Raw genomic sequence first — 22653 nt, 5'->3', positions numbered from 1 at the left:
TCGGCCGGACCCATCCCTTAGGCTGGCGTGGTGTCTAGACGAGCCGATGGCAGAGCGGACGACGAACTCCGCGAGGTAAGGATCACCCGGGGATTCACCACGCATCCGGCGGGTTCGGTACTGGTCGAATTCGGTCAGACGCGGGTCATGTGCACCGCGAGTGTGACCGAGGGGGTGCCCCCGTGGCGGCGCGATTCCGGATTGGGCTGGCTCACAGCCGAATACGCGATGTTGCCGGCGGCCACCCACACCCGCAGCGGGCGGGAGTCGGTGAAGGGCAAGGTCGGCGGGCGCACACAGGAGATCAGCCGATTGGTCGGCCGGTCACTGCGTGCGTGCATCGACCTGGCCGCGATCGGTGAGAACACCATCGCCATCGACTGCGATGTCCTGCAGGCCGACGGCGGCACCCGCACCGCGGCCATCACCGGCGCGTACGTGGCCCTGTCGGATGCCGTCACCTGTCTGGCCGCGGCCGGGCGGCTGGCCGATCCGCAGCCGATCTCGTGCATGATCGCCGCGGTGAGTGTCGGTGTGGTGGACGGCCGGGTGCGCCTGGATCTGCCCTACGAGGAGGATTCGCGCGCCGAGGTCGATATGAACGTGGTCGCCACCGATACCGGCACCCTGGTCGAGATCCAGGGCACCGGTGAGGGCGCGACGTTCCCGCGATCGACCCTGGACAAGCTGCTGGATTCGGCGCTGGCCGGCTGTGAGCAGTTGTTCGAGGTGCAGAAGCAGGCATTGGCCCTGCCGTACCCGGGTCGCCTGCCCGAACCGAGCGAGAAGAAGAAGTAGTGGCGCGCCGGGTACTGGTCGCCAGCCGCAACGCCAAGAAGCTCGGCGAACTGCGCCGCATCCTCGCCGAAGCGGGGGTGGCCGGTATCGAGGTCGTCGGGCTGGACGAGGTGCCCCCCTTCCCGGAGGCACCCGAAACCGGGGCGACGTTCGAGGAGAATGCCCTGGCCAAGGCGCGCGACGGGGCGGCGGCGACCGGATTGGCTTGTGTCGCAGACGATTCCGGTATCGCCGTGGATGCGCTCAACGGCATGCCCGGTGTGCTGTCGGCGCGCTGGTCCGGCCGCCACGGCGACGACCCGGCCAACAACGAACTACTGCTGGCCCAGCTGGCGGATGTGCCCGACGAGCGCCGGGGCGCCCGGTTCGTGTCGGCGTGCGCACTGGTCGCCGACGGCCGGGAGGTCGTGACTCTCGGCGAATGGCCCGGCGCCATCGCGCGAAAGCCACAGGGTGAGGGTGGCTTCGGCTACGACCCGCTGTTCGTCCCGGACGGCGGAACCGTCTCCGCGGCCCAGCTGTCTCCGGCCGACAAGGACGCGGCCTCGCACCGCGGCCGAGCCCTGCGCGCGCTGCTCCCGGCCTTGGCCGAACTGGCAAAACCCGAGGGCTGACGCTGCTGGCGCGTTCGATACTGAGCCTTCGAGCATCAGGCTGAGAAGCGGCGTGCGGACCCCGGCCGGCCATCGGTCGGGGCCCGCACGGGTCGCTGATCACTCGAGTGGCGAAAACGATCGCCATGGAAAGACCACGTGCCAGGTGGCAACCGATTCAGCGAGAACATGGGTAACTCACCGGGTACGAGCTGACCAGGCCACCGTGGCGACCGCCGCACGCCGACGCGGCTCTCCCGAATCCTGAATCTGGCCTAGATCCCCGGAGAGGCGGGTCAGCTCAGGAATTCTTCGCGCACCTGGCGGGTGCGGTAGTGCTCGCAGACGAACGACAGGAACGGGATGGTGCCGGCGAGCGCGGTGATCACCAAGGTCGCCGGCTTCCAGCGGGTCTTGATGCCGAGGTCGATGGTGAACACCAGGTACAGCATGTAGAAGATGCCGTGGATCTGGCCGACGTAGAACAGCCAGTGCGGCGCCTTGCTGCTGTCGTCGAGCAGCAGGTACTTGTACACCATCTCCGCGCACAACAGCAGCAGCCAGACGCCGGTGATGTAGGCGAGCACCCGGTAGCGGGTCAGGGCCGAGCGGATGCGACCGGTATCGCGTGCGGGTCGCGCGGCGGCGGGGGCCGGAGCGGCGGTGGTGGCGGCCGGGGTGCTGGGCTGCTCGCTCAACCGGCTCTCCTCTCGGTGTCGGTGCCGTCGAGTCCGACGGCGTGCATCCGCTCGCGCACATCCTGCGCGTGCAGATCGGCAAGGTATTTGTTGTACTCGGCCAGAACCGGATCGTCGTCACGGGCAGCGGTCGGCCGTTCGGGGAGAATGCCCGCCGGGATCTCGCGCGGCGCAACGGATTTGATCTTGCGCCGGACCGGTGCGGAGGTTTCCGCGACCGGCTCGGCCGAGGTGTCGGCGGCTTCGGTTGCTTCGCGGGCGCTGGAGTCGGCATCGCGTTCGAGCCGTACGAAACGGAAATAGGCGAACACCACGAAGCCGGCGAACAGCGGCCACTGCAACGCGTAGCCGAGGTTCTGCCCGGTTCCGGTCGAGGATTCGAAGCGTCCCCATTGCCACCAGCCCAGTCCCAGGCAGGCCAGCGTGGCCACGATCACCAAGATGATCAGAGCCGGGCGGCGGTGGGGAGCGGGCACGCCTACCACGGTACCTGTCTACTACACCGGCCGTAGTGTGAGGTACCTCCGATCGCGATCGGCCGGTGCGGGCGGATCGGGCAGGTCAGCCGTGCGGTGCGGGCGCCGGTTCAGAACTTGTAGGTCACTCCGGTGAGCCGTTCGGATTCCTCCCACAGCCGTCGCTGCAGATCCTTGTTCTTCGACAGTCCGGTCGAGGGGGACCGCCGCACCGGACCCCGCGAACCGAACAGCCACGTGGGACCCCAGTAGGTGGTCGGATCGGCGTCCGGTTCGGTGGCCGCGAACAGGCTGGACTCGGCGGCCTTGCGCGGGGAATGGCCGACCAGCGCGATGAACGGTTTGGCGACCTTGTCGATCGGCGTCTCGGTGCGGGTGAACAGGTCGGTGGCCGAGACACCCGGATGCACCGCGTAGGACCGCTTGGCCGATCCGGCGTCGCTCAGGCGGCGCTGCAGTTCCCGGGCGAACATCAGATTCGACAGTTTGGCCTGGGCATAGGCCAGATTGCGCTGATACCGGCGGTTCTCGTAGTTGAGGTCGTCGATCCACAGCTTCGGGGTCTGCCGATGCGCGATGCTGGCCAGTGTCACCACTCGATCGCCGATGCGTTCGAGCAGCAGGCCGGTGAGTGCGAAGTGGCCGAGGTGGTTCACACCCCACTGGGTCTCGAAGCCGTCCTTCGTCCGGGAGAACGGGATGTTCATCAGGCCGGCATTGTTGATCAGGACATCGAATTCCCCGATGCGGTCGGCGAATTCGCGAACGGAGGCGAGATCGGCGAGGTCCAGGGCGGATACCCGGACATCTCCGTCGATACCGTCGGCCACCTGCTGTGCGGTCGTGGTGTTGCGGCAGGCCATGATCACCGTGGCGCCCTTGGCGGCCAGGACCCGGGTGGTCTGCTTGCCGATACCGCCATTGGCTCCGGTGATCACGAACGTGCGTCCGTGCTGCGCCGGAATGTCGCCGGGATTCCACGCCATGGTGAGACCTCACTGGTTATGGGTTGGAAGGAGCCTCGTCGCATCCTCGCCGCCAAACCTTACTTCAGAGTAAGTTCAGGCGGTAGGGGTGAATCACAGTTGCCTCAGCGTATCGATCCGGAGGGTCCGCCGTGTAATTCGGATGCCATAAGTTTGCGGATTCTGGAACCGAACTGGTGTATTGCCGTGTTGCGCCGAGCAAATCGCCAGTAAGGCACATACTTGGCTAATGTCTGGTGCCACCGCAGTCGCCGAATCGCCCGCACCCGTGAGCCACACCCGAGCCAACGTCGTCTTCATCACCGTCGTGCTGGGCATGTTGATGGCGGCACTGGATCAGACCATCGTCTCCACCGCCCTGCCCACCATCGTCGCCGACCTCGGCGGTGCGGGACATATGGCCTGGGTGGTGACGGCCTATCTGCTGGCCGAGGCGGTCGCGACGGCGCTGGCCGGTAAATTCGGCGACCTGTTCGGCCGCAAGCTGATCTTCCAGCTCAGCGGGGCGATCTTCATCGTCGGTTCGATGGTGGCCGGACTCGCGAACGGGATGGCGGTGCTGATCGTCGCGCGCGGTATCCAGGGGGTGGGCGCGGGCGGACTGATGGTGACCGCGATGGCGCTGATCGCCGACGTCATCCCACTGCGCGACCGCGGAAAATATCAGGGTGCGCTGGGGGCGGTCTTCGGGATCACCACGGTGGTCGGGCCGACGCTGGGCGGACTGTTCACCGACCACGCCAGCTGGCGCTGGTGCTTCTACGTGAACGTCCCGATCGCGATCGTGATGATCGTGATTGCGGCACGGGCGATTCCGTCGATCCGCGCGGCGGTACGGCCGGTGATCGACTACGCCGGGATCGCGTTGATCGCCGTCGGCGTCAGCTGTCTGATCCTGGCGCTGGAGTGGGGCGGCCAGGAGTATCCGTGGGGGTCGGCCACGATCATCGGTCTGTTCGTCGCGGCGGTGGTGCTGATCGCCGCGTTCGTGGCCGTGGAGCTGCGGGCCGCGGAGCCGATGCTGCCGATGCATCTGTTCCGCAGCAATGTCTTCACGGTCTGTTCCATCCTGAGTTTCATCGTCGGCTTCGCGATGCTCGGTGCGCTGACCTATCTGCCGGCCTATCTGCAATACGTCACCGGTGTCTCGGCCACCGCCTCGGGGTTGCGGACGCTGCCGATGGTGGTCGGCCTGTTCACCACCTCGATCATCTCCGGGCAGGTGGTCGGCCGGACCGGAAACTACAAGTACTTCCCGATCGCCGGCACCGCGGTGATGGCGGTGGGCCTGTATCTGATGTCGACGATGGGCCGGACCACCGGATTCTGGCTGCAATCGCTGTACATGCTGATCCTCGGGCTCGGTATCGGGCTGGCGATGCAGGTGCTCACGATCGTCGTGCAGAACACGGTCCCGTATCACGATCTGGGGACCGCGACCTCGGGTGTGACCTTCTTCCGGACGCTGGGGTCGACGTTCGGCACCGCGATCTTCGGCACGCTCTACAGCAATCAGCTGGGGCCGAATCTGCGCGACGCCTTCGTACAGGTGCCCGATGTTCCGCAGGCGGCGGCGCAGAGTCCGCAACTGCTGCACAAACTTCCCTACGAGCAGGCGATTCCGATCATCGACGCCTACGCCGACACCATCGACTACGTCTTCCGCTGGGTCGTTCCGGTCGCGGTGGTCGGATTCCTGGTGGCCTGGTTGCTGAAGCAGGTGCCACTTCGCGACAGCGTGCGCGCGGAAGCAGCGGATATGGGCGGTGGTTTCTCGGTGCCGGATTCGGCGGATCGCGCTGTGCGGCTGGAGCATTCGCTGGCCAGTGTGATGCGCCGGCTCCGGGACGACGAACTTCCCGATCCGCGCATCCTGGCAGCCGCGGACAGTCCACTGGGCCGCGATCAGGCCTGGGCGATCGGGCAGGTGAAAATGCTGCAGCGGGCTCGGGGCTCGGCCGACCTCGCCGCGGTGGCGCGAGCACACTGGATGCCACCGGAGGTGCTGGAACCGGTGTACGACAAGGCTGTTCGGTCCGGCTACATCGAATTCTCCGATGAGCGAATGTCGTTGACGGCGAGCGGACAAGCCGAATACGACCGTATTCTCGCCGCGTGGCGCCGGTGGCTGTGCGGCTACCTGGACGACTGGGACTGCGCCGATCCCGAGGACCGAGCCCTGTTCGATCAGGCGCTGGACAGTATCGCGGCGAAACTGCTGGACGAGGTGGATCGGCCGGAGGCGCTGCGGCTCACGGTATGAGATCACCGGTGCCGCAGCGCCTGTCGGTACTCGGATCAGACCGCGGCCAGTTCCGCGTGCTCGTCGACCGGTGCGTCCCAGTCGATGGTGTAGCTCTGCTCGCGAGCCATCGTTTCCTCGATCTTGAGTGCCTTGGTCGCCAGCGGCATCATCACCGGCATCAGCCGGCGCATGATCGGACCGACGGTCTTGGACTGGTTGATCTTCGCGCCACGTGCGGTGATCTTCTCCACCCGGGGTCGGCGAATTCGTTCGTAGGCGGCGAAAGCCGTTGCCGGATCATCGAAGTCGCGCAGACAGCGGGCAATCTGGATGGCGCTCTCGATGGCCAGTGACGCACCCTGCCCGGTGCTGTTGGACGGCGCGTGCACGGCATCGCCGACCAGTGCCATCCGGTCGCGGTACCAGTGCGGCACCGAGGGCATGATGTGCAGTCCGCCGGTGGTGACGAGTTCCTCCGGCGGGGTGTTGCGCACGAGATCGGCGCCGGGTGTGTCCTCGCCGTAGACCTCGCCCAGGGTGCGCAACCACCGTTCGGCGGGTATCTCGCGGGCCTCGGTCAGCGAAAGGTACTGCTTGTGCGGAAGGTTCGCGCCCCACGCGATTCGGCCGTCGGGCATCGACCAGTACAGGTAGTAGGCGTTGCGGCCGTAGGCGAACACCATCGTCTCCGGGGGAATGTCGACCGAGCATTCGGTGTAGGCGCCGAAGCCGAGCATGCCGGTGTAGTTCGCGCCGGGTGCGTTCGGATCGATCAGTGCGCGCACCTGGGACTTGATGCCGTCCGCGCCGATGAGGATATCGGCGGTGGCGGTGGAACCGTCGGCGAATCGAGCGGTCACGCCGTCGGGGTGCTCGTCCACGCCGACGAGGCGCTTGGAGTATTCGATGCCGACCCCCGCGGCGACGGCGTGATCGTGCAGCAGTTGGTGCAGGTCACTGCGGTCCACGGTGTACAGCGGTTCGGGACCGGCCGTCGGCATCTCGATTGTCTTGTGCCCCAGCGACATCACGGTGTGTGTCATGGGCGCCGCGATGGCTCGGACCGCATCGCCGGCACCGATGATGTCCAGTGCCGCCGGGCCGTTCGGCGCGAAGCCGAGAGCGCTGCCGATGTTGTAGGCCGGACCGGGATAGGCCTCGTGGACGGTGGCCACGATACCGGCCTTGCGCAAAGCGGTGGCGGTGACCGGGCCGGCGATACCGCCGCCGATCACGAGGGCGGAGGTGACTGCGGACATGGGAGTTCTCCTCGTGTGGATGAACCCGATCCGATCCGAGCGGTACGTGCCCCGTTATCCTGAAGTTGCCACACTTGGACCAGGGTTCGCCTGCGCGAATGCGGTTCGAGAGGTGAATGGATCGGGCTCGGCTCGGTGTTGGAGCACCGGCCGGGCCCGGTTCTTGTCACACGCCGACGATGGGCCGGCGGCGCGATCTCAGTCGGAGGCCGACTGCTTGAACGTGCCTCCTTCCACCATGGCGGCGACCTCGCCGAGCGGAATCTTCTCGGTGTGTGCCCGGCGCCAGAAGCCGACGTCGGGGAAGGTTCCCGAGGCCAGTTCATCGCGTAGCGCGGCGACCCATTCGGCCTCGGCCGACAGCATGGCGACGCCGAACTCGGCCTCGATCATGAACAGTCGTGGAATGAGCGCCGTCTGGGTCTCGATCTCGGCGCGACGGGCCGCGATGTCGTTGTTCAACTGCTCGATCCGAGTGTCGAGCAGGGCGACCACCTCGTCCGGCGGCAGCATGGCGACGACCGACAGGCCGGCGACGAAGCGATGATGTTCGGGCTCCGGAGTGGAGATCAGTTCGCGCGTCCAGTCCTCGGCTTCGGCCCGGCCGGAATCGGTGAGCCGATAGATGGTGCGCTCGGGCCGGGCACCATCGCGCTCACTGCCGATGACCTCGACGAAGCCGTGCTTCTCCAAGTTCTGGACCACCGTATAGAGCGAACCCCACTTGATGTCCATATCGCTGTCCTTGCCGCGTTCACGCAGCACGGCCGCGAGTTCGTAGCGATGCATGGGGCGCTCTATCAGCGCCGCCAGCACCGCGAGGGCCAGCAGATTTCCGACTTTGCGCTTCTTGGCCACGCTCGCACCTCCTTACTCGTCTACGAATATACGTCTACGAGTATTCGTTCACAAGTATCGTTAGCGACACAAAAAGAACCACCCCCGCGGATTCCGGCGTGCCGGCGCCGGATGCGGGGGTGGTTCGCCACGAGCGCCGCCGATGGGATGTGCGCCGCGGAGTCGATGAGGGCCGCTCCGAGCGCAACGGGCGTGCTGTGACAGCGTGGGCCGCGTGTGGACGCGGCGGGAATGCCGATGCTATCTACTATGTGTGTACGTAGACAGTAGGTGGCGACCCGGTGGCCGGTCAAGGGTGTCGGGACCACTTCCGCGCCGCGGGCGGTTATCGTGGCGATCGTGCGGATTTTTGTGGCGGGCGCGACCGGAGTACTGGGCGCCGGACTGACACCTCTGCTGATCTCGGCTGGATTCGAGGTGGCGGGGATGACCCGTTCGGCCGAGAAGGCAGCGATGCTCAGGGAATTCGGCGCCGAACCGATCGTCTGCGATGTGTACGACGCGGACGGACTCGAGCGCGCGGTGCGGGATTACGCTCCTGACCTCGTCATGCATCAGCTGACCGATCTGCCCGACGATGTCGCGGATCTGGCCGCCGGCCGTGCCGCCAACTCCCGGATGCGCCGGGAGGGTACGGCCAATTTGATTGCCGCTGCGCAGGCCGCGGGCGTGAAACGCTTTCTCGCGCAGAGTGTTGCGTGGGGCATGTCGGGGGAGGGGCAGGCGGCCAAGGAGTATCTCGAGGAGTCGGTACTCGGTATCGGCGGAGTCGTCTTGCGGTACGGGCAGTTCTACGGTCCCGGGACCTACTATCCCGAACCCTCGGCCCTGCCCGATCCACCGCGTATCCATATCGCCGAGGCCACGGCTCGCACCGTGGTCGCACTGGATCTGGCGCCGGGTGTCTATGCGGTCACCGAGGACGGCCGAATGGATTTCGAACCGGTGCAATGATTTCCGGTGCCGCCGTGGTGCCGGAGCCGTTCGGCGGTCGCCGCGTCGGCGGGCAGGAATGCCTCCAGATGCAGCTCGGCCAGGGAGATGTCGGTCGCGGTGGCGAACGAGGTCAGGGTGGTGATCAGGCGTAGTTCACCCGCGTCGCTGCGTAGCCGGAGCGGGACCGCGAAACCGAGATAGCCCGGTCCGGGCTCGGCAGGCGACAGATAGGTTTCGAATTCGGCGACCAGTTCCTCGGCCAGCGGATCCGGTGAGATCCGGTTGCGGGCTCGCATGGATTCGGTGACGTGCCGGCCCCATTCGCCGAAGTTGACCACCCTGGGGGCCAGGCCGGACGGATGTAATGCCAAGCGGCGCACATTGATCGGGGCCGCGAGCAGTTCCGGCGCGCAACCGGCGGTGAAGATGTCGAAGGCCGCGTTGGACTCGATCAGATCGCCGTAGCGGTCGACGATGAGGGCGGGATAGGGCATGTGCCCGTCGAGCACCGAGCGCAGGGCGTCCCGCACCGGCGCCAATCGCGGTGCGTCGAAACCGGATTCGTCGTAGGCGGGGGCGTAGCCGGCGGTGGCCAGCAGCGCGTTGCGTTCGCGCAGCGACAGGTGCAGTGACTCGGCCAGCCGCAGCACGATCGCCCGGCCCGGCTGTGAGCGCCCCTGTTCGAGGTAGCTCAGGTAGCGCTGGGTGGTGTCGGCCCGGATGGCCAGATCCAGCTGGCTCCAGCGCCGCAGACCTCGCCAGCGGCGCAGCTCGCGGGCGAACGGTCCCGGTGGTGCGACGGTTGTCATGGGTTCATCGTCGGCCGATCGGGGCCGCCGCGCCATACCCTGCGGGGAATCGCGTGGTCGCGGTGTGGTGCGCGGACTGTCGCCATGAGCTACGAACCGACCGATCACGAATACGTGTCCCGATCGGTGTCGGTGGCGGTGTCTAGGGTGCAGGAATGCCCCGTGACCTCATCGACCTGCCCTATGCCGCCGATCTGACCCCGTTGCTGGAGCCGCTCGAGCCCGACAGCGAGTACGAGCAGGCCCATCTCGACGCCGTCACCGCCGACGGGGTCTCGGCGGCGGGGTCCTGGTTCCACCGGTCGGCGCTGACCTCGGTCGCTTTCACCGGTGGCAGTGTGGCGCACAGCCGCTTCGACGAGGTGTGGTTGCGGGGCGCGCGCTGGATCGGCACCGACATCGGCGAAACTCGCTGGCTGGACGCGGAACTCATCGATTCGGCGTGGTCGGGTGTGATCGCGGTGGACGCGCAACTGCACCGTGTCCGTTTCGAGGGGTGCAAACTCGAGTCGGTGAACTTCCGGGCAGCGAAATTCCGCACTGTCACCTTCGCCGACTGTGTTCTGCGCGATGTGGATTTCTCCGCCGCGGCGCTGCGGCAGGTGGACTTCCCGGGGTCCCGGCTCGATGGTGTGGTCCTGCATCGCGCCACGCTGGACAAGGTGGATCTTCGTGGTGCCGCGACCCTGGATCTGATCGCCGACATCGGCACTCTGAAAGGGGCGGTCGTCTCCACGGGGCAGCTGATGGAGATGGCCCCGGCCTTCGCGCGTGCGGCGGGAATCATCGTGCGCGACAGTTGATTCCCGCTGCTATGGTGCCGCGGCCGGCTCGGGCGCCGGAGCGGATCGGAAACCCGGGAGCCGGCGATCGACCAGCGGGATCATCAGCTGGATCAGGGGCCCGATGCCGAAAGCGTAGATGAAGGTGCCGACCCCGACACTGCCGCCCAGCAGCCACCCGGTGCTCAGCACCGTGGCCTCGATTCCGGTGCGAATCGCCCAGACGGGACGACCGGTGCGCGCGACCAGGCCGGTCATCAGGCCGTCGCGCGGACCGGGTCCCATACCCGCACCGATGTAGAGGACCGTGGCGATCGCGTTCAGTACGACGGCCGCGGCCATCGCCGCGATGCGCGGCGGCAGCGCGTGAAGTTCGGGCAGCAGCCACAATCCGGCGTCGACGGATATCGCGATCACCACGACATTGCTCACTGTGCCCAGGCCGGGGCGTTGCCGTAGCGGAATCCAGGCCAGTAGTACCGCGAGTCCGGTTGCCGCCGTGACGGTTCCGAAGCTCACCGGAATGTGCGCGGTGACGCCCTGGTGGAAGACATCCCAGGGATCGAGCCCGAGCGCGGCCCTGATCATGACGGCCATCGAGAACCCGTACAACCACAGTCCGGCGTAGAGCGCACACAGGCGGCGGAGCAACATTCGGCCAGTATTCCGAGGATTGGACCTCGAACCCAGAGCCAGTTGTCCACTAGTGGACTGTCTGGAGATGTCCGGATACTCGGCGGATCAGGTCTGCGGCGGAGTCGCCCCGCCGTGCCGCTGTCGCACCGGATTCGATGCACTCATTGCGACACCCCTGGTATCTGGCCGATGGCATAGGTCACCAGCATGGCGAGTGCCCCGCCGATCAGCACGCGCGGGACGGCGCGGAGTCTGCTGCTGCCGCCGAGCCGGGCACTGAGTGAGCCCGTCCCCGCCAGAGCCAGCAGCACCGCCACGAAGGTCACCGGAATCCGCCAGGTCGGCGGCGGCAGCAGAATCGCCAGCAGCGGGAGCAGTGCACCGCAGGTGAACGAGATCGCGGAGGAGATCGCGGCCTGCCACGGGTTGGTGAGTTCGTTCGGATCCAGACCCAGTTCGGCCTCGGCGTGTGCGGCGAAGGCGTCGTGGTCGGTCAGTTCGCGCGCGACCTGCCGGGCGGTCGCCAGGGTCAGGCCCTTGTGCCGGTAGATCTGGGTCAATTCGTCGAGTTCGTAGTCGGGATCCGCGGCCAGTTCGCGCTTCTCCTGGGACAACAGGGCGCGCTCGCTGTCGCGTTGGGTACTGACCGAGACGTACTCTCCGACGGCCATCGACAATGCGCCCGCGACCAGTCCGGCCACACCCGCGGTCAAGATCGGCGTGGTGTCGGCGGTCGCCGAGGCGACACCGACGACCAGTCCGGCGGTCGAGACGATGCCGTCGTTCGCTCCCAGCACCCCCGCACGCAACCAGTTCAGTCGTGAGGCCATGCCTTGACCGTGCGGTTCGTGCGGATGTTTCCAGCCGCCGGGACTTCGCACGTGGTCGGAGTCGTCCACGCTGTGCAGACTATGCCGCCGGCCGGCCGATGTGGTGGACCGGCGCACCGCGCGATATCGGTAGCATTCAGCAGGTGACTTCGCTCGTCTCCCGTGCCATGGCCACGGTCTCCGCGCAGCTCGGTAATCCACACGGCCTGCTGGGCAAGGGGGTGGCGCGGATGTTGAACCGGACGAACCGTTTCGCCATCGACGCCGCGATCGACTCGGCCGAGGTGCGGCCGGGGCAGGCGGTGGCCGATATCGGATTCGGCGGTGGTGTCGGGTTGTCGGTGCTGCTGCGGCGCGTCGGTCCCGACGGCACGGTGCACGGAGTGGAGATCTCGCCGGACATGGCGGCCCGCGCCCGATCCCGGTTCGCTCGCGAGATCGGTACCGGTCAGCTGCGTGTGCTCGAGGGCGGGCTCACCGAGCTGCCGCTCGCGGACGCGAGTCTCGACGCGGCGATCACGGTGAACACCGTCTACTTCGTGGACGAGCTGGACCGCGTGTGCGCCGAGCTGGCCCGGGTCCTGCGTCCAGCCGGCCGGGTGGTGATCGGTATCGGGGACCCCGAGGCGATGGCCCGGATGCCGTTCACCGCCAACGGTTTCCGGTTGCGACCGGTGGCCGGGGTGTCGGCGGCACTCGAGCGGGCCGGGCTGGCGGTGGAGCACCGCGTCGTCGATCGCCGGCCGATCCCGGCGCATCTGGTGATCGGTCGGTTCGCCCGCTAGTTCTCGGGCGTCGGCGCGCGGTGGATCGGCGGTAGTGCGACGAGGTCGATATCGCGGCTCACCGCGGCGATCTCGTCGGGCACCGCGGCCAATCCGATATCGAGGGTGAATCCCATCGGGGCGTCCAGTGGGCGCAGGAAGTCGTCGTAGTGCATGGGCACGACCGTGGCCGGACGCAGTGCGGTCAGGATGCGTTGCCAATACCCGGGGGTCACCGATCGTCCGGCGACCCCGGCCAGGAACAGATCGACATCGCGGTGCCGGATCGCATCGTCGATCAGGTCCGCACTGCCCTGGTGATAGATCTGGATGCCCGCGACCTCGATGTGGATGCCCCAGGTCTGCCCGCAGCCGTACGCCAGTGGTGCCAGTCCGGCGAGGGATTCGCAGCTCGTGTCGCCGGGGGAGGGGATCCGCACTCCGAACGGGATCTTCGAATGCACACTCGGAACGAAGGTCACCGTGAACGGGCCCAGTTCGTAGCGGCGGTACGGCCGCACCACCACACCCTGGTCGCCGAGTCCGTGCAGATCCATCAGATTCCGCACCGACTGTGAGCCGTGGACCGGGCAGCCGGTCCGTCGCGCGATCTCCGGCGCGTCCAGGGCGTGGTCCCAATGCCCGTGTCCCACAAGGATTCCCGACACCTCGCCGAGGCCGGGAAGGAAGCGGTCGACAGCCGCGGGGTCGGGCAGGGCGGTGCGCCGGCGCACGATCGTCGACAGCGGCACCCGGCTGAGAAACGGATCGATCAGCAGGGTCTGCCCCTGGAAGGTCATCCGGTATCCGGCGGTGCCGAGCCACTGCAGCTCCAGGCCCACCGGCAGGTTCAGTGCCCGCGATTCCAGCTCGCCGAGCACCTGGGCGTCCGCACGATCGCGGGCGCTCTTGTGCAGGAGGTAGCGGGCGTAACCGGCGGTGTGCCGGAGTGGATCGAGCACGGTCGAGAGGGCGCGCATCGGTCCATTGTGCGTGATCGGACCCGGTCAGTCGTGCCGGTGCGGATCGGCGTCGTCGGCCGGAACGCCGATCACCTGCTGCAGTGCGGTGACGAGGGTTTCGAGTGCGCCGTCCGGAAGCCCGGCGAAATGCTGGTCGATCGCCGCGCGGTGAAAGGGGGTGGCCTCGTGCAGTCGTTGCCATCCCGCGGCGGTGATCGCGACGTACGCCGATCGGCCGTCGGCGGGATTGCATTCGCGACGGACCAGGCCGCGCCCTTCCAGCTCACCGACCAGGCGGCTGACCCGCGTCCGGCTGAGTACCATGTGCTCGCCGAGATCGCTCATCCGAAGTCGTTGCGGGCCGGACAATTCGACGAGCATGTCGTACCAGCTCGCGGGCAGACCGGTCGATCGCCGCAGTTCGGAGTCGAGTTCCGGACGCAGATCCACGTAAACCCGTTGCAGTGCCCGCCAGACTTGGACAGCGGCGGGCGCGGGACTCGCGGACTCCGGCACCCCGCCGATCCTAGCCGCCCGCCGGGTGGCACGCCCGGACGCGCCGACGCAGATCATGGCGCATTCAGGACGTCCTGCGATGACGCGGAGATGGATACGCGTGCCGCCGTGCGGGTTTCGGCCGATGGGCGGAACCGGGTGCGTGGCGCACTCGGGACATCGTCATGGCCACCGTGTCGTTTCTGCGTCGGATCGACGTGGCGGAGCGGGCGATGATCGACACGCTGCGCGCGCCCACACGCGATCCCGTGCCCGGACCGGCGGCTGGTCCCGGGTTTGTGTTGGCTCGACCCGTGTCGAGCCTCGGTGGTGTGACTTCTTCCCGTGTTGCTCGCGGGATTCCTGATCCTCGTGGTGCCTCCGGGGCGCGGATCGATGTAGCCCACACCACGTGACGCGGGTCATAGTGATAGCAGATCTGTGCTGATAACAGGTTTCAGAACTGTCGGTCGCTCAGAAAAACATGCGCGTGAGCTGGATTTATTGAGAATGCCGGATGTTCGCTGGAGCGGCCACCCTCACACCGTGATCGACTTTACTGTAACTGGTTGTAACCGATAGCTTCGTGTTGGCAGTGTCGCCGATCACGGAGAGAACGATTGTGAATTTCGAGCCACACCGCCCGGACCGAGCCCGCCACTCATGGCGCCGGTGACCCGGGCTTCCTCGGGCGCGTCCGCTGTTCGTATCGTTCGCAAGAATTTCTCGGACACCATCGTGTCCGCGCTGCGTACCTTCGGCAGAGCGGTCGATATCGCCCGGGAATCGGTGAGCGGCACCGCTTCCGACATCGTCCGGCGCGAATTCCAGTGGCGCGAAGCGATTCTGCAGGCATGGCGGCTGGTGACGGTCACCGCGATCCCCGCAGTGCTGATCGCGATCCCGTTCGGCGTCATCGTCTCGGTGCAGGTCGGCAATCTCATCCACACCCTGGGCGCGGATTCGCTGCTGGGTGCCACCGGCGGGCTCGGGGTGATCAAACAGGGTGCCCCGCTGGCCACCGGCTTCCTCCTCGGCGGCGCGGGTGCGGCCGCGATCGCCGCCGATCTGGGCGCGCGCACCATCCGTGAGGAGATCGATGCCCTCGACACGATGGGCATCTCGCCGATTCACCGGTTGGTGATACCGCGGCTGGTCGCGATGATCCTGGTCGCACCGCTGCTCAACATCCTGATCATCTTCGTCGGCGTGGTCGCGGGCTATGCGGTCGCGGTGGGCGGGCAGAACGTCACACCCGGAAGTTATTGGGCCACTTTCGGTTCGTTCACCACGGTCGCCGATGTGTGGGTCTCGCTGTTGAAGGCGGTGATGTTCGGATTCCTCGTGGTGATCATCGCCTGCCAGCGCGGACTGGAGGCCAAGGGCGGCCCGCGCGGGGTGGCCGACGCGGTGAACGCGGCCGTGGTGCTGTCGGTGGTGTCGATCGCGGTGGTGAATCTCGGCGTGACCCAGGTGGTCGAGATGTTCCTGCCCACGAGGCTGGTCTGACGTGGCGATCTCGACCTATAAGCCCTCCGGGCTCCGGCATGTCGCGCGCTTCTACCGCCGCCGCGGACTGATCTTCGCCCGGGTCGAGGGCCTGGGCTTCGTCCTGGCCTTCATCTGGCAGGTGCTGTCCTCGATCCCGTTGACGCTCAAGCGCTATCGCGACGAGACCCTGCGCGTGATCTCGGATATGACCTGGGGACGTGGCTCGGTGATCGTCGGCGGCGGGACCGTGCCGATGATGATCGTGCTCGGTCTCGTGATGGGCGCATCGGTGGCCGTCGAGTCGTTCACCATGCTGAACATGCTGGGCATGGGGCCGGTGACGGGCATCGTCTCGGCCTACGCCACCACCCGTGAGCTCGCGCCCATCGTGGCCGCCATCGGATTCGCGGCGCAGGCGGGCTGCCGGATGACCGCCGAGATCGGCTCCATGCGGATCTCGGAGGAGATCGACGCGATCGAGGCGCTGGGGCTGCGGTCGGTGCCGTTCGTGGTGACCACCCGGGTCATCGCGGGCGCCATCTCGATCGTGCCGACCTTCCTGATCGGGCTGATCCTGTCGTATCTGGCGTGCCGCGGGCTCATCACCCTGGTGCACGGCCAATCGGCGGGAGTGTACGACCACTATTTCTTCCAATTCGTGTCCGGATTCGACGTGATCGCCGCGGTGATCAAGGTGGCGATCTTCGCGACCGTCGTGATCCTGATCCACAGCTACTACGGCTTCTTCGCCACCGGCGGCCCCGAGGGGGTCGGTATCGCGTCGGGGCGTGCGGTACGGGCCTCATCGGTGGCGATCGTGGCCATCGACATGGTGCTGACGCTGATGCTGTGGGGTTTCAACGCGACGATCGACTTCACGGGGTAGCGCGGTGCCGAATTACGGAATGCCCGGCGTGGCGGTGGACAAGCGGCGCTCACTGCTGGTCGGCGCGGTCGCGCTCGCGCTCGTCGCCGCCGTGGTGATCGCCTCGATGCTGTATCGCGGGTTGCGTGACGACGACAGCCTGCACATCGCGCTGCACACCGAACAGATCGGCGACGGCGTGCTCACCGGCACTTTTGTACGGGTGGACGGCGTGCAGGTGGGCAAGGTCGACGAGATCGCACCGGTGGCCGGCGGCACGCAGCGAATCAGCCTGCGGCTGGATCGATCTCAGCTGCACGGTATCGACGACAGCCTGCGGGTGGATTACGCGCCCGCGAATCTGTTCGGTATCAGTGAGATCGAGTTGCGGCCGGGCTCCGGTGGCGCACCGCTCCGCGCGGGCAGCACGATCGAGCTGATCGGACAGCGCTCCGGCGCGGTCTACGACGCGACCATGGGCGGGCTGCTGCGCGGACTGTCGCAGACCGGCAATGCCCTGCTCACCCCGCAGATGGCGACTGTGATCTCGCAGGTGGCCGGCGATGTGCACGGGTTCACGCCGCTGGTGCAGGCATTGATCTCGGTGGCCCAGACCATCACCGACAACCAGACGATGCCCAGTTCCGAACTCGTGGGGCGGCTCGGCCCGGCCTTCGACGGTGGCGGCCGCTTCGCGGGCGCGACCATTCAGGTACTCGATCTGATCCGCAATATTCCACGGCTGCAGGACAATCGGGATTCCTACGATGCCGGCACCGCCGCGCTCACCGATTCGGTACTGCCCGCACTGGCGGGATTCGGTGACCGGGCGGGGAGTGAATTGTCGGGCAGCACAGATGCTGTGGCTCCGGTGCTCGCCGTCCTGGCCCAGATGGTGCCCCGGCCGCAGCGGTCCGGTGCGGATCTGACCGAGTTGCTGCGCCGGTTGCGCGCCGGCCTGCACGACACTCCGGACGGACCGGTGCTCGACACCGAGATCGATGTGCGCGGGGTGCCCGTGCTGGCCCCGCTGCTGGGAGGACTCCGATGAAGGTGGGCGCCGCCGCCTGGCGGCTGGGACTGTTCGCGGTGGTGATGATCGTCGTGCTGTCGGTGGTGTTCACCGCCATCAAGCGCCCGGTCTCCGGCGAAACCGAAACACATCAAGCGCTGTTCACCGATGCCAACGGGCTCAAGGTCGGCGACGATGTGCGCCAGTTCGGTGTCCAGGTCGGCAAGGTCGAGGGCATCTCCCTCGACGGCGCCCTGGCGCGAGTCCGGTTGTCGCTGAAGACGAATGCCCCGGTCTACGACAACTCACATCTGGCCATCCGATATCAGAACCTCACCGGCCAGCGCTACGTCGATCTGCAGCAGGAACCGAAACCCGGGGCCCGGCTGCCGGGCGGGCGCACCGTAGGCATCGACCACACCGTGCCGTCCTTCGATGTGACCAGCATGTTCAACGGTTTGAAACCGGTGCTGGCCACCATCTCCCCGGAGGCGATCAACCAGTTCAGCGCCAGTATGGTGGCGCTGATCGAGGGCGATGACACCCAGGTCGAACCGGTGCTGGCCGCGATCGGACGATTGGCCTCGTATGTGGACAATCGCCAGCAGGTGATCGGCACGTTGATCCACAACATGTCCGACCTGTCGGACCGGGTCGGCGGCAGGGTGCACCATCTGGTGCCGTTGCTGGCCCGGCTGACCGACATCTTCGCCGCGTTGCAGACCAATATCGGCGGGCTGGCCCAGTTCGCCATGGCGGCGCCCTCGGTACTGGGACCGCTGGACAGCCTGTTCGACGCGCTCGGCCTGCGCTCGGGCACCGATGTCGATGCCCTCATCCGCCGGCTGTTCCCCGATCCGCAACAGGCCGTGGACGTATTCGGCAAGCTGCCCGCCCTGCTGGGCGGTCTGGACGCGGCGGCACCGAAGTCCGTCGCGGACTGGCAACCACAGTGCTCCAAGGGAAATGCCGAGTTGCCGGAGGCGCTGCGGATCATGGTCGCCGGACAGCAGGTGGCGGTATGCAACGGCTGAACCTGCCGCGCGGGCGCGAGCGCCGGGTCGCCGACGAAAGTGGCAAGCGCCGGCGCGAGATCCGCCTGGGCATCGTGGGCGTGGCGCTGGTCGTGATCTGCGCGGCGGCCGCCGGGATCCTGTACGTGGTGCCGTTCGGGAAGAAGACCTACACCGCCGAACTGTCGGAAGCGCAGTCGGTGAAGGTCGGCGACGACATCCGGGTGGCCGGAATCCCGGTCGGGAAGGTGGATTCGCTGGATCTGCGTCCCGATCGGGTGCGGATGCGATTCACCGTCGATTCGAAGGTTTTCGTGGGCGATCGGTCCTCGCTCGACATCCGGATGCTCACCATCGTCGGCGGCAACTACGTGGCGCTGTTCCCGGCCGGACGTAACCCGCTGGGCGACACGGCGATTCCGGTCGACCGGGTGCATCTGCCCTACAGTCTGGTGCAGACCTTCCAGGATGCGGCACAACCGCTGAGCCAGGTCGACGGTGACACCCTGCGCCGCAATCTCGCGGCACTGGATTCTTCGATCGATGCCGCGCCCGATGCCCTGCGCACCACCTTGAACACCCTCGGTACCTATGTCGATGCCCTGAACCGGCAGCGCACCCAGGTGACGAACGCGATCGCCGTCGCAGACGAGTACGTGACGATGTACGACGGCGCCAGACACGATCTGGGTCGGCTGATGGTCAATGTCAACCAGATGGAGACCCTGCTGGTCGACAAGCGCGCCGAACTGCGCGAGGGTGTGCGGCTGCTGCGCGCGGTGATCGAGCGGGTCGCGGCCCTGGCGCCGACCTACGATTCCGCGCTGAAGCCGAAGTTGCGGCAGCTCGGTGACGCCCTGCCGGAGCTGGAGAAGCTGGGCGGGCAACTCGAGCCGATCATCGGTTCGGTACGGAGTCTGCAGTCGAAGTTCGCTGCGCTCAGTGGGACCGATGGTGCGGTGACGGTGGATCAGTCGGGACAGACCGTCACCGCTCCCGCCGCGCGGCTGTGCATTCCGGTGCCGGGGAAGGACTGCTGATGCTGCACAAGCTGCTCGGTTCGCGCGCCTTCATGTCGATCGCCGGTGTGGTGGCGGTTGTCGTCGTCGCGGTGGTCGGCTATCTCGCCGCATTCCAGCCCATGAAAGCGACCACGGCGTACTGCGCGATGATGCCCGACAGCGTCGGGCTGTACCCCGGCAATCAGGTCACCATGCGCGGTATCGCGGTGGGCACGGTGACATCCATTGCGCCGCAGGGTAATGCGGTGAAGGTCGACTTCGCGGTCGACGCCGATCATCCGCTGCTCGCCGATGCGGGTGCGACGACGCTGTCGGACAGTATCGTCGCCGCGCGCGAACTCGCCGTGGTCTCCGGCGGCAAGAATGCCGCGCACTGGGATCACACCCGCTGTCTCACCAACACTGTGACGCCCAAGAGCATCACCGAGACCTTGAACGCGCTCGCGCAGTTGTCGTCGCAGATCCAGGGCCCCGATGCCGCGCATCCCGACGCGCTGGCCCGCGGCCTGACCTCCCTCGACAACGCCACCGCCGGAACCGGCCCGCAGATCAACGAGCTGGTGGGCACGCTCAGCGCCGCCATGTCCGCACCGGATGCCGATATCGCCCATCTGGCGGGGATTTTCGATGCCTTCGCCTCGGTCTCCAAGGATGTGGAAGCGCACTGGGGCGAGCTGAAGACCATGCTCACCCGCCTGGGGCCGGTGCTCAATCAGGCCGGTACCGACCTGCTGCAACCCGGTGCGGCCCTGTTCGACGGTCTGGGCCGGGTCCTGCCCATGCTCAACGACATCACCACCCTGTTCGGCGATCCGATCATGCGCGCCCTCGACGACACCGTGCCGCTGGTGAAGTTCCTGCGGGCGAATGTGGGCTCACTGGCCCAGATGGTTTCGCTGACACCGGTTCTCGCTCAGGCCGTGCACAGTGTGGGCGCCGCGGGTATCGGCTACGCGGCGCCGAAGGTCGCGATCCCGCAGGAGCACGCCGAGCAGGTGTGCGCCGCGATCGACGCGCTCGCCCCCGGCCGCTGCACTCCCGCCGACGGTCTGGTGCGAATGGACATGGCCGCCCTGGTATTCGGATTGGCAGGTGCGCGATGAGAATTCGGGTCATGGCCGCGGCACTCGCGGTGGGTGTGCTGGCGGCCTCGGCCGCCGGATGCGCGTTCGATCCCTCTTCGGTACCGGTGCCCGGCACCACCGTGTCGGGTCCCACGTACCACGTGCGCATCGAATTCACGAATGTGCTGAACCTGCCGGCGCGCGCCAAGATCATGGCCAACGGCGCACGGGTGGGCACCGTTTCCGGTGTGACGGTGGTGAATCCGGCCGGTGATCGCGGCGGCTATGTCGCCGTCGACGCCGAGCTCTCGACATCGGTGAAACTGCCCGCCTCGACGATCGCCGAACTGCGGCAGAACACGGTGCTCGGCGATATTCACGTCGCGCTGACCACCCCGGCGAACGGCTTCGGCACGCTGCTGCACGACGGGTCGACGATCCCGGTGGCGCAGTCGAAACCGCCTGTGCAGCTGGAGGATACGATGGCGCTGGTCGCCGCCTTCACCCAGGGCGGCGCGGTCACCCAGCTGCAGGACGTGATCACCGAGATCAACCACGCCCTGCCGCGGGATCCGGCGCAGACCGCCCGCATCTCGCACACCATGGCGGCCGATGCCGCGGATCTGGCGGACAATCTCGACCAGGTCGACGCACTGCTGAACGGCCTCGGTACCAATGCGCAGGTGCTGCACGACATCCAGCCCGAACTCGACGATATTCTCAGCCGCACCTCGGTGGATCAGATGAACGCGATCACCGATTCGGTCATCGGCGTGACGAAGATCTTCGGCGGACTCGGGCCCGTGGGAACGTCGCTGACCTGGCTCGGCCCGGTTCTGAGTGGCGCCGACGGTGCGGTCCAGGCGTTCTCCCCGCTCCTGCTGTCGGCCGGGCCGGTGGACCTGAGCCGCTCGTCGAACCTGTCCGCCCTCGTGGAACTGCTGCGGGACAGGGTGATTCCGTTCGTCGAGCACGGCGCGAAGGTGAACGTCGTCGGCGTGCACTCGGATGCCGCTGCGGACATGCCACCCGATCAGCAGACCGATCGCATGCTGGCGACCCTGCGGATGATCGGAGTCGTGCGATGAAGTGGTCGACACCGATCTCGCTCGGTGGCATCGTCGCGATCACGGTGGCGGGAGCGAGCTATCTGACCTTCGGCGTGGTGCGGGCCGATCCGTTCGCCGACTACACCCGGACCACCATGGTGCTCACCGATTCCGGTGGGCTCGGCGTCGGCTCGCCGGTGTTGCTCACCGGTCTCGAGGTCGGCCGGGTGACGACCGTGCGGCACACCCCCGCGGGGGTCGAGGTCGGCATGCGACTGGCCGCCGACAAGCGGGTGCCCACCGACAGTTCGGTGACCATCGAACATCTGTCGGCCCTCGGCGAGCCCTACGTCGAGTTCCGCCCGACGACCGGCAACGGGCCGTACCTGCACGACGGCCAGCGCCTGGAGACCTCGAGAGTACGCATGCCGCTGTCGATCCCCGAGGTGGCGCGACTGGTGACGAAGACGATGAATCAGATCGACCCGGATGTGGTCGGATCCCTGGTCGCCACCGCCGGTACCGCGCTGAACGGAACCGACTCCGCCATCCCGAATCTCACCCGGTCCGGTGATCTGCTGGCCGCGGCGATCATGAGCCGCAGCCCGCGCATCGCGGATCTGCTCAACAGCTTTCAGGCGGCGGCCGCCGACATCGATTGGGCGGGTCCGGCGACCGGCGCGGCCGCACCGGAATTCGTGCGCTTCACCCACGCCCTCGACGACCTGGTCGCCGCGGTGGGCCGGATGGTCGACGCCCGCCCGGCCGAAAGCTACACCGACGGAAACGGTCTCGCGCCGTTTCTGGCCGAGCTCACCGATCGGCTCGGGGAACTGGGTCCCGAGCTGAAATCACTGGCCCCGGCGCTGGCACCGCTGGCCGATGCGGCGACCGCCTCGGCGCCGCGGATCGATATCTCCAGTCTGATCGCACAGGCCCTCGACGATGTGGGCACCGACGGAACCGTGCGGGTGCGGATCAATGTCAAGTAATTCGACCGAGAAGGAGGA

General features: G+C 67.2%; 24 protein-coding genes. 14 read left to right on the top strand and 10 right to left on the bottom strand.

Annotated features, from left to right (window positions below; translation table 11 throughout):
• Positions 1-30 precede the first annotated feature (30 nt).
• Together rph and AB0L57_RS28610 are read left to right on the top strand one after the other, a co-directional pair.
• Positions 31-798, top strand: a complete 768-nt coding sequence (rph, locus tag AB0L57_RS28615) for a ribonuclease PH (protein WP_364968532.1) — start codon at positions 31-33, stop codon at positions 796-798.
• Positions 798-1412 (top strand): non-canonical purine NTP pyrophosphatase, encoded by a 615-nt coding sequence (locus AB0L57_RS28610; RefSeq protein ID WP_364968528.1) that lies wholly within the window; start codon positions 798-800, stop codon positions 1410-1412. Before rph ends, AB0L57_RS28610 begins: the two co-directional genes overlap by 1 nt.
• Before the next feature lie 275 nt (positions 1413-1687).
• On the opposite strand, the gene AB0L57_RS28605 is transcribed toward AB0L57_RS28610, so the two are convergent.
• The 3 genes from AB0L57_RS28605 to AB0L57_RS28595 form a co-directional block, all read right to left on the bottom strand.
• The gene (locus tag AB0L57_RS28605) at positions 1688-2005 is read right to left on the bottom strand and encodes a DUF3817 domain-containing protein (protein ID WP_364968621.1); all 318 of its coding nucleotides are present in this window, start codon (positions 2003-2005) and stop codon (positions 1688-1690) included.
• Positions 2006-2085: 80 nt separating this feature from the next.
• Positions 2086-2565 carry a transcriptional regulator gene (locus AB0L57_RS28600; protein WP_364968525.1) on the bottom strand — a complete coding sequence of 160 codons (480 nt, stop codon included), beginning with the start codon at positions 2563-2565 and terminating at the stop codon, positions 2086-2088.
• 110 nt (positions 2566-2675) lie between these two features.
• On the bottom strand, positions 2676-3551 hold the full coding sequence (locus AB0L57_RS28595; protein WP_364968522.1) for an oxidoreductase: 876 nt from the start codon (positions 3549-3551) through the stop codon (positions 2676-2678).
• Between the two features lie 229 nt (positions 3552-3780).
• Between AB0L57_RS28595 and AB0L57_RS28590 the strand changes: the two genes are divergently transcribed.
• Complete coding sequence (locus AB0L57_RS28590; protein ID WP_364968519.1) at positions 3781-5814, top strand: MDR family MFS transporter; 2034 nt, start codon at positions 3781-3783, stop codon at positions 5812-5814.
• A 35-nt stretch (positions 5815-5849) separates the two neighbouring features.
• Here AB0L57_RS28590 and AB0L57_RS28585 read toward each other — a convergent pair whose 3' ends face one another.
• Both AB0L57_RS28585 and AB0L57_RS28580 read right to left on the bottom strand, forming a co-directional pair.
• On the bottom strand, positions 5850-7055 hold the full coding sequence (locus AB0L57_RS28585) for an NAD(P)/FAD-dependent oxidoreductase (protein WP_364968515.1): 1206 nt from the start codon (positions 7053-7055) through the stop codon (positions 5850-5852).
• Between the two features lie 198 nt (positions 7056-7253).
• Complete coding sequence (locus AB0L57_RS28580) at positions 7254-7913, bottom strand: PadR family transcriptional regulator (protein WP_364968512.1); 660 nt, start codon at positions 7911-7913, stop codon at positions 7254-7256.
• Positions 7914-8252: 339 nt separating this feature from the next.
• Here AB0L57_RS28580 and AB0L57_RS28575 point away from each other — a divergent pair, with 339 nt between their 5' ends.
• Positions 8253-8867 carry an NAD-dependent epimerase/dehydratase family protein gene (locus AB0L57_RS28575; RefSeq protein ID WP_364968509.1) on the top strand — a complete coding sequence of 205 codons (615 nt, stop codon included), beginning with the start codon at positions 8253-8255 and terminating at the stop codon, positions 8865-8867.
• On the opposite strand, the gene AB0L57_RS28570 is transcribed toward AB0L57_RS28575, so the two are convergent.
• Positions 8819-9658: a helix-turn-helix transcriptional regulator gene (locus AB0L57_RS28570; protein WP_364968506.1), complete on the bottom strand. Its 840-nt coding sequence runs from the start codon at positions 9656-9658 to the stop codon at positions 8819-8821. The two genes, AB0L57_RS28575 and AB0L57_RS28570, sit on opposite strands and share 49 nt — an antisense overlap.
• Before the next feature lie 155 nt (positions 9659-9813).
• Between AB0L57_RS28570 and AB0L57_RS28565 the strand changes: the two genes are divergently transcribed.
• On the top strand, positions 9814-10461 hold the full coding sequence (locus AB0L57_RS28565; protein ID WP_364968503.1) for a pentapeptide repeat-containing protein: 648 nt from the start codon (positions 9814-9816) through the stop codon (positions 10459-10461).
• A 9-nt stretch (positions 10462-10470) separates the two neighbouring features.
• Here AB0L57_RS28565 and AB0L57_RS28560 read toward each other — a convergent pair whose 3' ends face one another.
• Positions 10471-11094, bottom strand: coding sequence for a hypothetical protein (locus AB0L57_RS28560; RefSeq protein WP_364968500.1), 624 nt, complete (start codon positions 11092-11094; stop codon positions 10471-10473).
• Between the two features lie 143 nt (positions 11095-11237).
• The gene (locus tag AB0L57_RS28555; protein ID WP_364968497.1) at positions 11238-11906 is read right to left on the bottom strand and encodes a VIT family protein; all 669 of its coding nucleotides are present in this window, start codon (positions 11904-11906) and stop codon (positions 11238-11240) included.
• 143 nt (positions 11907-12049) lie between these two features.
• Here AB0L57_RS28555 and AB0L57_RS28550 point away from each other — a divergent pair, with 143 nt between their 5' ends.
• Positions 12050-12691 carry a methyltransferase domain-containing protein gene (locus AB0L57_RS28550; protein WP_364968494.1) on the top strand — a complete coding sequence of 214 codons (642 nt, stop codon included), beginning with the start codon at positions 12050-12052 and terminating at the stop codon, positions 12689-12691.
• Here AB0L57_RS28550 and AB0L57_RS28545 read toward each other — a convergent pair.
• Positions 12688-13650, bottom strand: a complete 963-nt coding sequence (locus tag AB0L57_RS28545) for an MBL fold metallo-hydrolase (RefSeq protein WP_364968491.1) — start codon at positions 13648-13650, stop codon at positions 12688-12690. The genes AB0L57_RS28550 and AB0L57_RS28545 overlap by 4 nt on opposite strands.
• 27 nt (positions 13651-13677) lie before the next feature.
• A complete protein-coding gene (locus AB0L57_RS28540) occupies positions 13678-14148 on the bottom strand; it encodes a MarR family winged helix-turn-helix transcriptional regulator (RefSeq protein WP_364968488.1) in 471 nt (156 codons plus the stop codon).
• A 642-nt stretch (positions 14149-14790) separates the two neighbouring features.
• Between AB0L57_RS28540 and AB0L57_RS28535 the strand changes: the two genes are divergently transcribed.
• The 8 genes from AB0L57_RS28535 to AB0L57_RS28500 are packed head-to-tail and all read left to right on the top strand — an operon-like array spanning position 14791 to position 22635.
• The gene (locus tag AB0L57_RS28535; protein ID WP_364968484.1) at positions 14791-15636 is read left to right on the top strand and encodes an ABC transporter permease; all 846 of its coding nucleotides are present in this window, start codon (positions 14791-14793) and stop codon (positions 15634-15636) included.
• Between the two features lies 1 nt (position 15637).
• On the top strand, positions 15638-16504 hold the full coding sequence (locus tag AB0L57_RS28530) for an ABC transporter permease (protein ID WP_364968481.1): 867 nt from the start codon (positions 15638-15640) through the stop codon (positions 16502-16504).
• A gap of 4 nt (positions 16505-16508) precedes the next feature.
• A complete protein-coding gene (locus tag AB0L57_RS28525; RefSeq protein WP_364968479.1) occupies positions 16509-17534 on the top strand; it encodes an MlaD family protein in 1026 nt (341 codons plus the stop codon).
• A complete protein-coding gene (locus tag AB0L57_RS28520; RefSeq protein ID WP_364968476.1) occupies positions 17531-18529 on the top strand; it encodes an MlaD family protein in 999 nt (332 codons plus the stop codon). The genes AB0L57_RS28525 and AB0L57_RS28520 overlap by 4 nt, the downstream gene beginning before the upstream one ends.
• On the top strand, positions 18517-19548 hold the full coding sequence (locus AB0L57_RS28515; protein WP_364968473.1) for an MlaD family protein: 1032 nt from the start codon (positions 18517-18519) through the stop codon (positions 19546-19548). Before AB0L57_RS28520 ends, AB0L57_RS28515 begins: the two co-directional genes overlap by 13 nt.
• On the top strand, positions 19548-20633 hold the full coding sequence (locus AB0L57_RS28510; RefSeq protein WP_364968470.1) for an MlaD family protein: 1086 nt from the start codon (positions 19548-19550) through the stop codon (positions 20631-20633). The genes AB0L57_RS28515 and AB0L57_RS28510 overlap by 1 nt, the downstream gene beginning before the upstream one ends.
• Positions 20630-21682 carry an MlaD family protein gene (locus AB0L57_RS28505; protein ID WP_364968468.1) on the top strand — a complete coding sequence of 351 codons (1053 nt, stop codon included), beginning with the start codon at positions 20630-20632 and terminating at the stop codon, positions 21680-21682. The genes AB0L57_RS28510 and AB0L57_RS28505 overlap by 4 nt, the downstream gene beginning before the upstream one ends.
• Positions 21679-22635, top strand: coding sequence for an MlaD family protein (locus AB0L57_RS28500; RefSeq protein ID WP_364968465.1), 957 nt, complete (start codon positions 21679-21681; stop codon positions 22633-22635). The genes AB0L57_RS28505 and AB0L57_RS28500 overlap by 4 nt, the downstream gene beginning before the upstream one ends.
• Positions 22636-22653 lie beyond the last annotated feature (18 nt).

The organism is Nocardia sp. NPDC052254 (assembly GCF_040679495.1).
Classification (GTDB): domain Bacteria; phylum Actinomycetota; class Actinomycetes; order Mycobacteriales; family Mycobacteriaceae; genus Nocardia.
This window is presented reverse-complemented; position numbering and strand designations above follow the sequence as displayed.

Bases quoted from the DNA above. Each gene is read 5' to 3' on its own strand.
- AB0L57_RS28520 (WP_364968476.1), top strand. From the start codon at position 17,531: ATGAAGGTGGGCGCCGCCGCCTGGCGGCTGGGACTGTTCGCGGTGGTG.
- AB0L57_RS28545 (WP_364968491.1), bottom strand. From the start codon at position 13,650: ATGCGCGCCCTCTCGACCGTGCTCGATCCACTCCGGCACACCGCCGGT.
- AB0L57_RS28515 (WP_364968473.1), top strand. From the start codon at position 18,517: ATGCAACGGCTGAACCTGCCGCGCGGGCGCGAGCGCCGGGTCGCCGAC.
- AB0L57_RS28595 (WP_364968522.1), bottom strand. From the start codon at position 3,551: ATGGCGTGGAATCCCGGCGACATTCCGGCGCAGCACGGACGCACGTTC.
- AB0L57_RS28585 (WP_364968515.1), bottom strand. From the start codon at position 7,055: ATGTCCGCAGTCACCTCCGCCCTCGTGATCGGCGGCGGTATCGCCGGC.
- AB0L57_RS28555 (WP_364968497.1), bottom strand. From the start codon at position 11,906: ATGGCCTCACGACTGAACTGGTTGCGTGCGGGGGTGCTGGGAGCGAAC.
- AB0L57_RS28560 (WP_364968500.1), bottom strand. From the start codon at position 11,094: ATGTTGCTCCGCCGCCTGTGTGCGCTCTACGCCGGACTGTGGTTGTAC.
- AB0L57_RS28590 (WP_364968519.1), top strand. From the start codon at position 3,781: ATGTCTGGTGCCACCGCAGTCGCCGAATCGCCCGCACCCGTGAGCCAC.
- AB0L57_RS28565 (WP_364968503.1), top strand. From the start codon at position 9,814: ATGCCCCGTGACCTCATCGACCTGCCCTATGCCGCCGATCTGACCCCG.
- AB0L57_RS28505 (WP_364968468.1), top strand. From the start codon at position 20,630: ATGAGAATTCGGGTCATGGCCGCGGCACTCGCGGTGGGTGTGCTGGCG.
- AB0L57_RS28500 (WP_364968465.1), top strand. From the start codon at position 21,679: ATGAAGTGGTCGACACCGATCTCGCTCGGTGGCATCGTCGCGATCACG.
- AB0L57_RS28535 (WP_364968484.1), top strand. From the start codon at position 14,791: ATGGCGCCGGTGACCCGGGCTTCCTCGGGCGCGTCCGCTGTTCGTATC.
- AB0L57_RS28570 (WP_364968506.1), bottom strand. From the start codon at position 9,658: ATGACAACCGTCGCACCACCGGGACCGTTCGCCCGCGAGCTGCGCCGC.
- AB0L57_RS28510 (WP_364968470.1), top strand. From the start codon at position 19,548: ATGCTGCACAAGCTGCTCGGTTCGCGCGCCTTCATGTCGATCGCCGGT.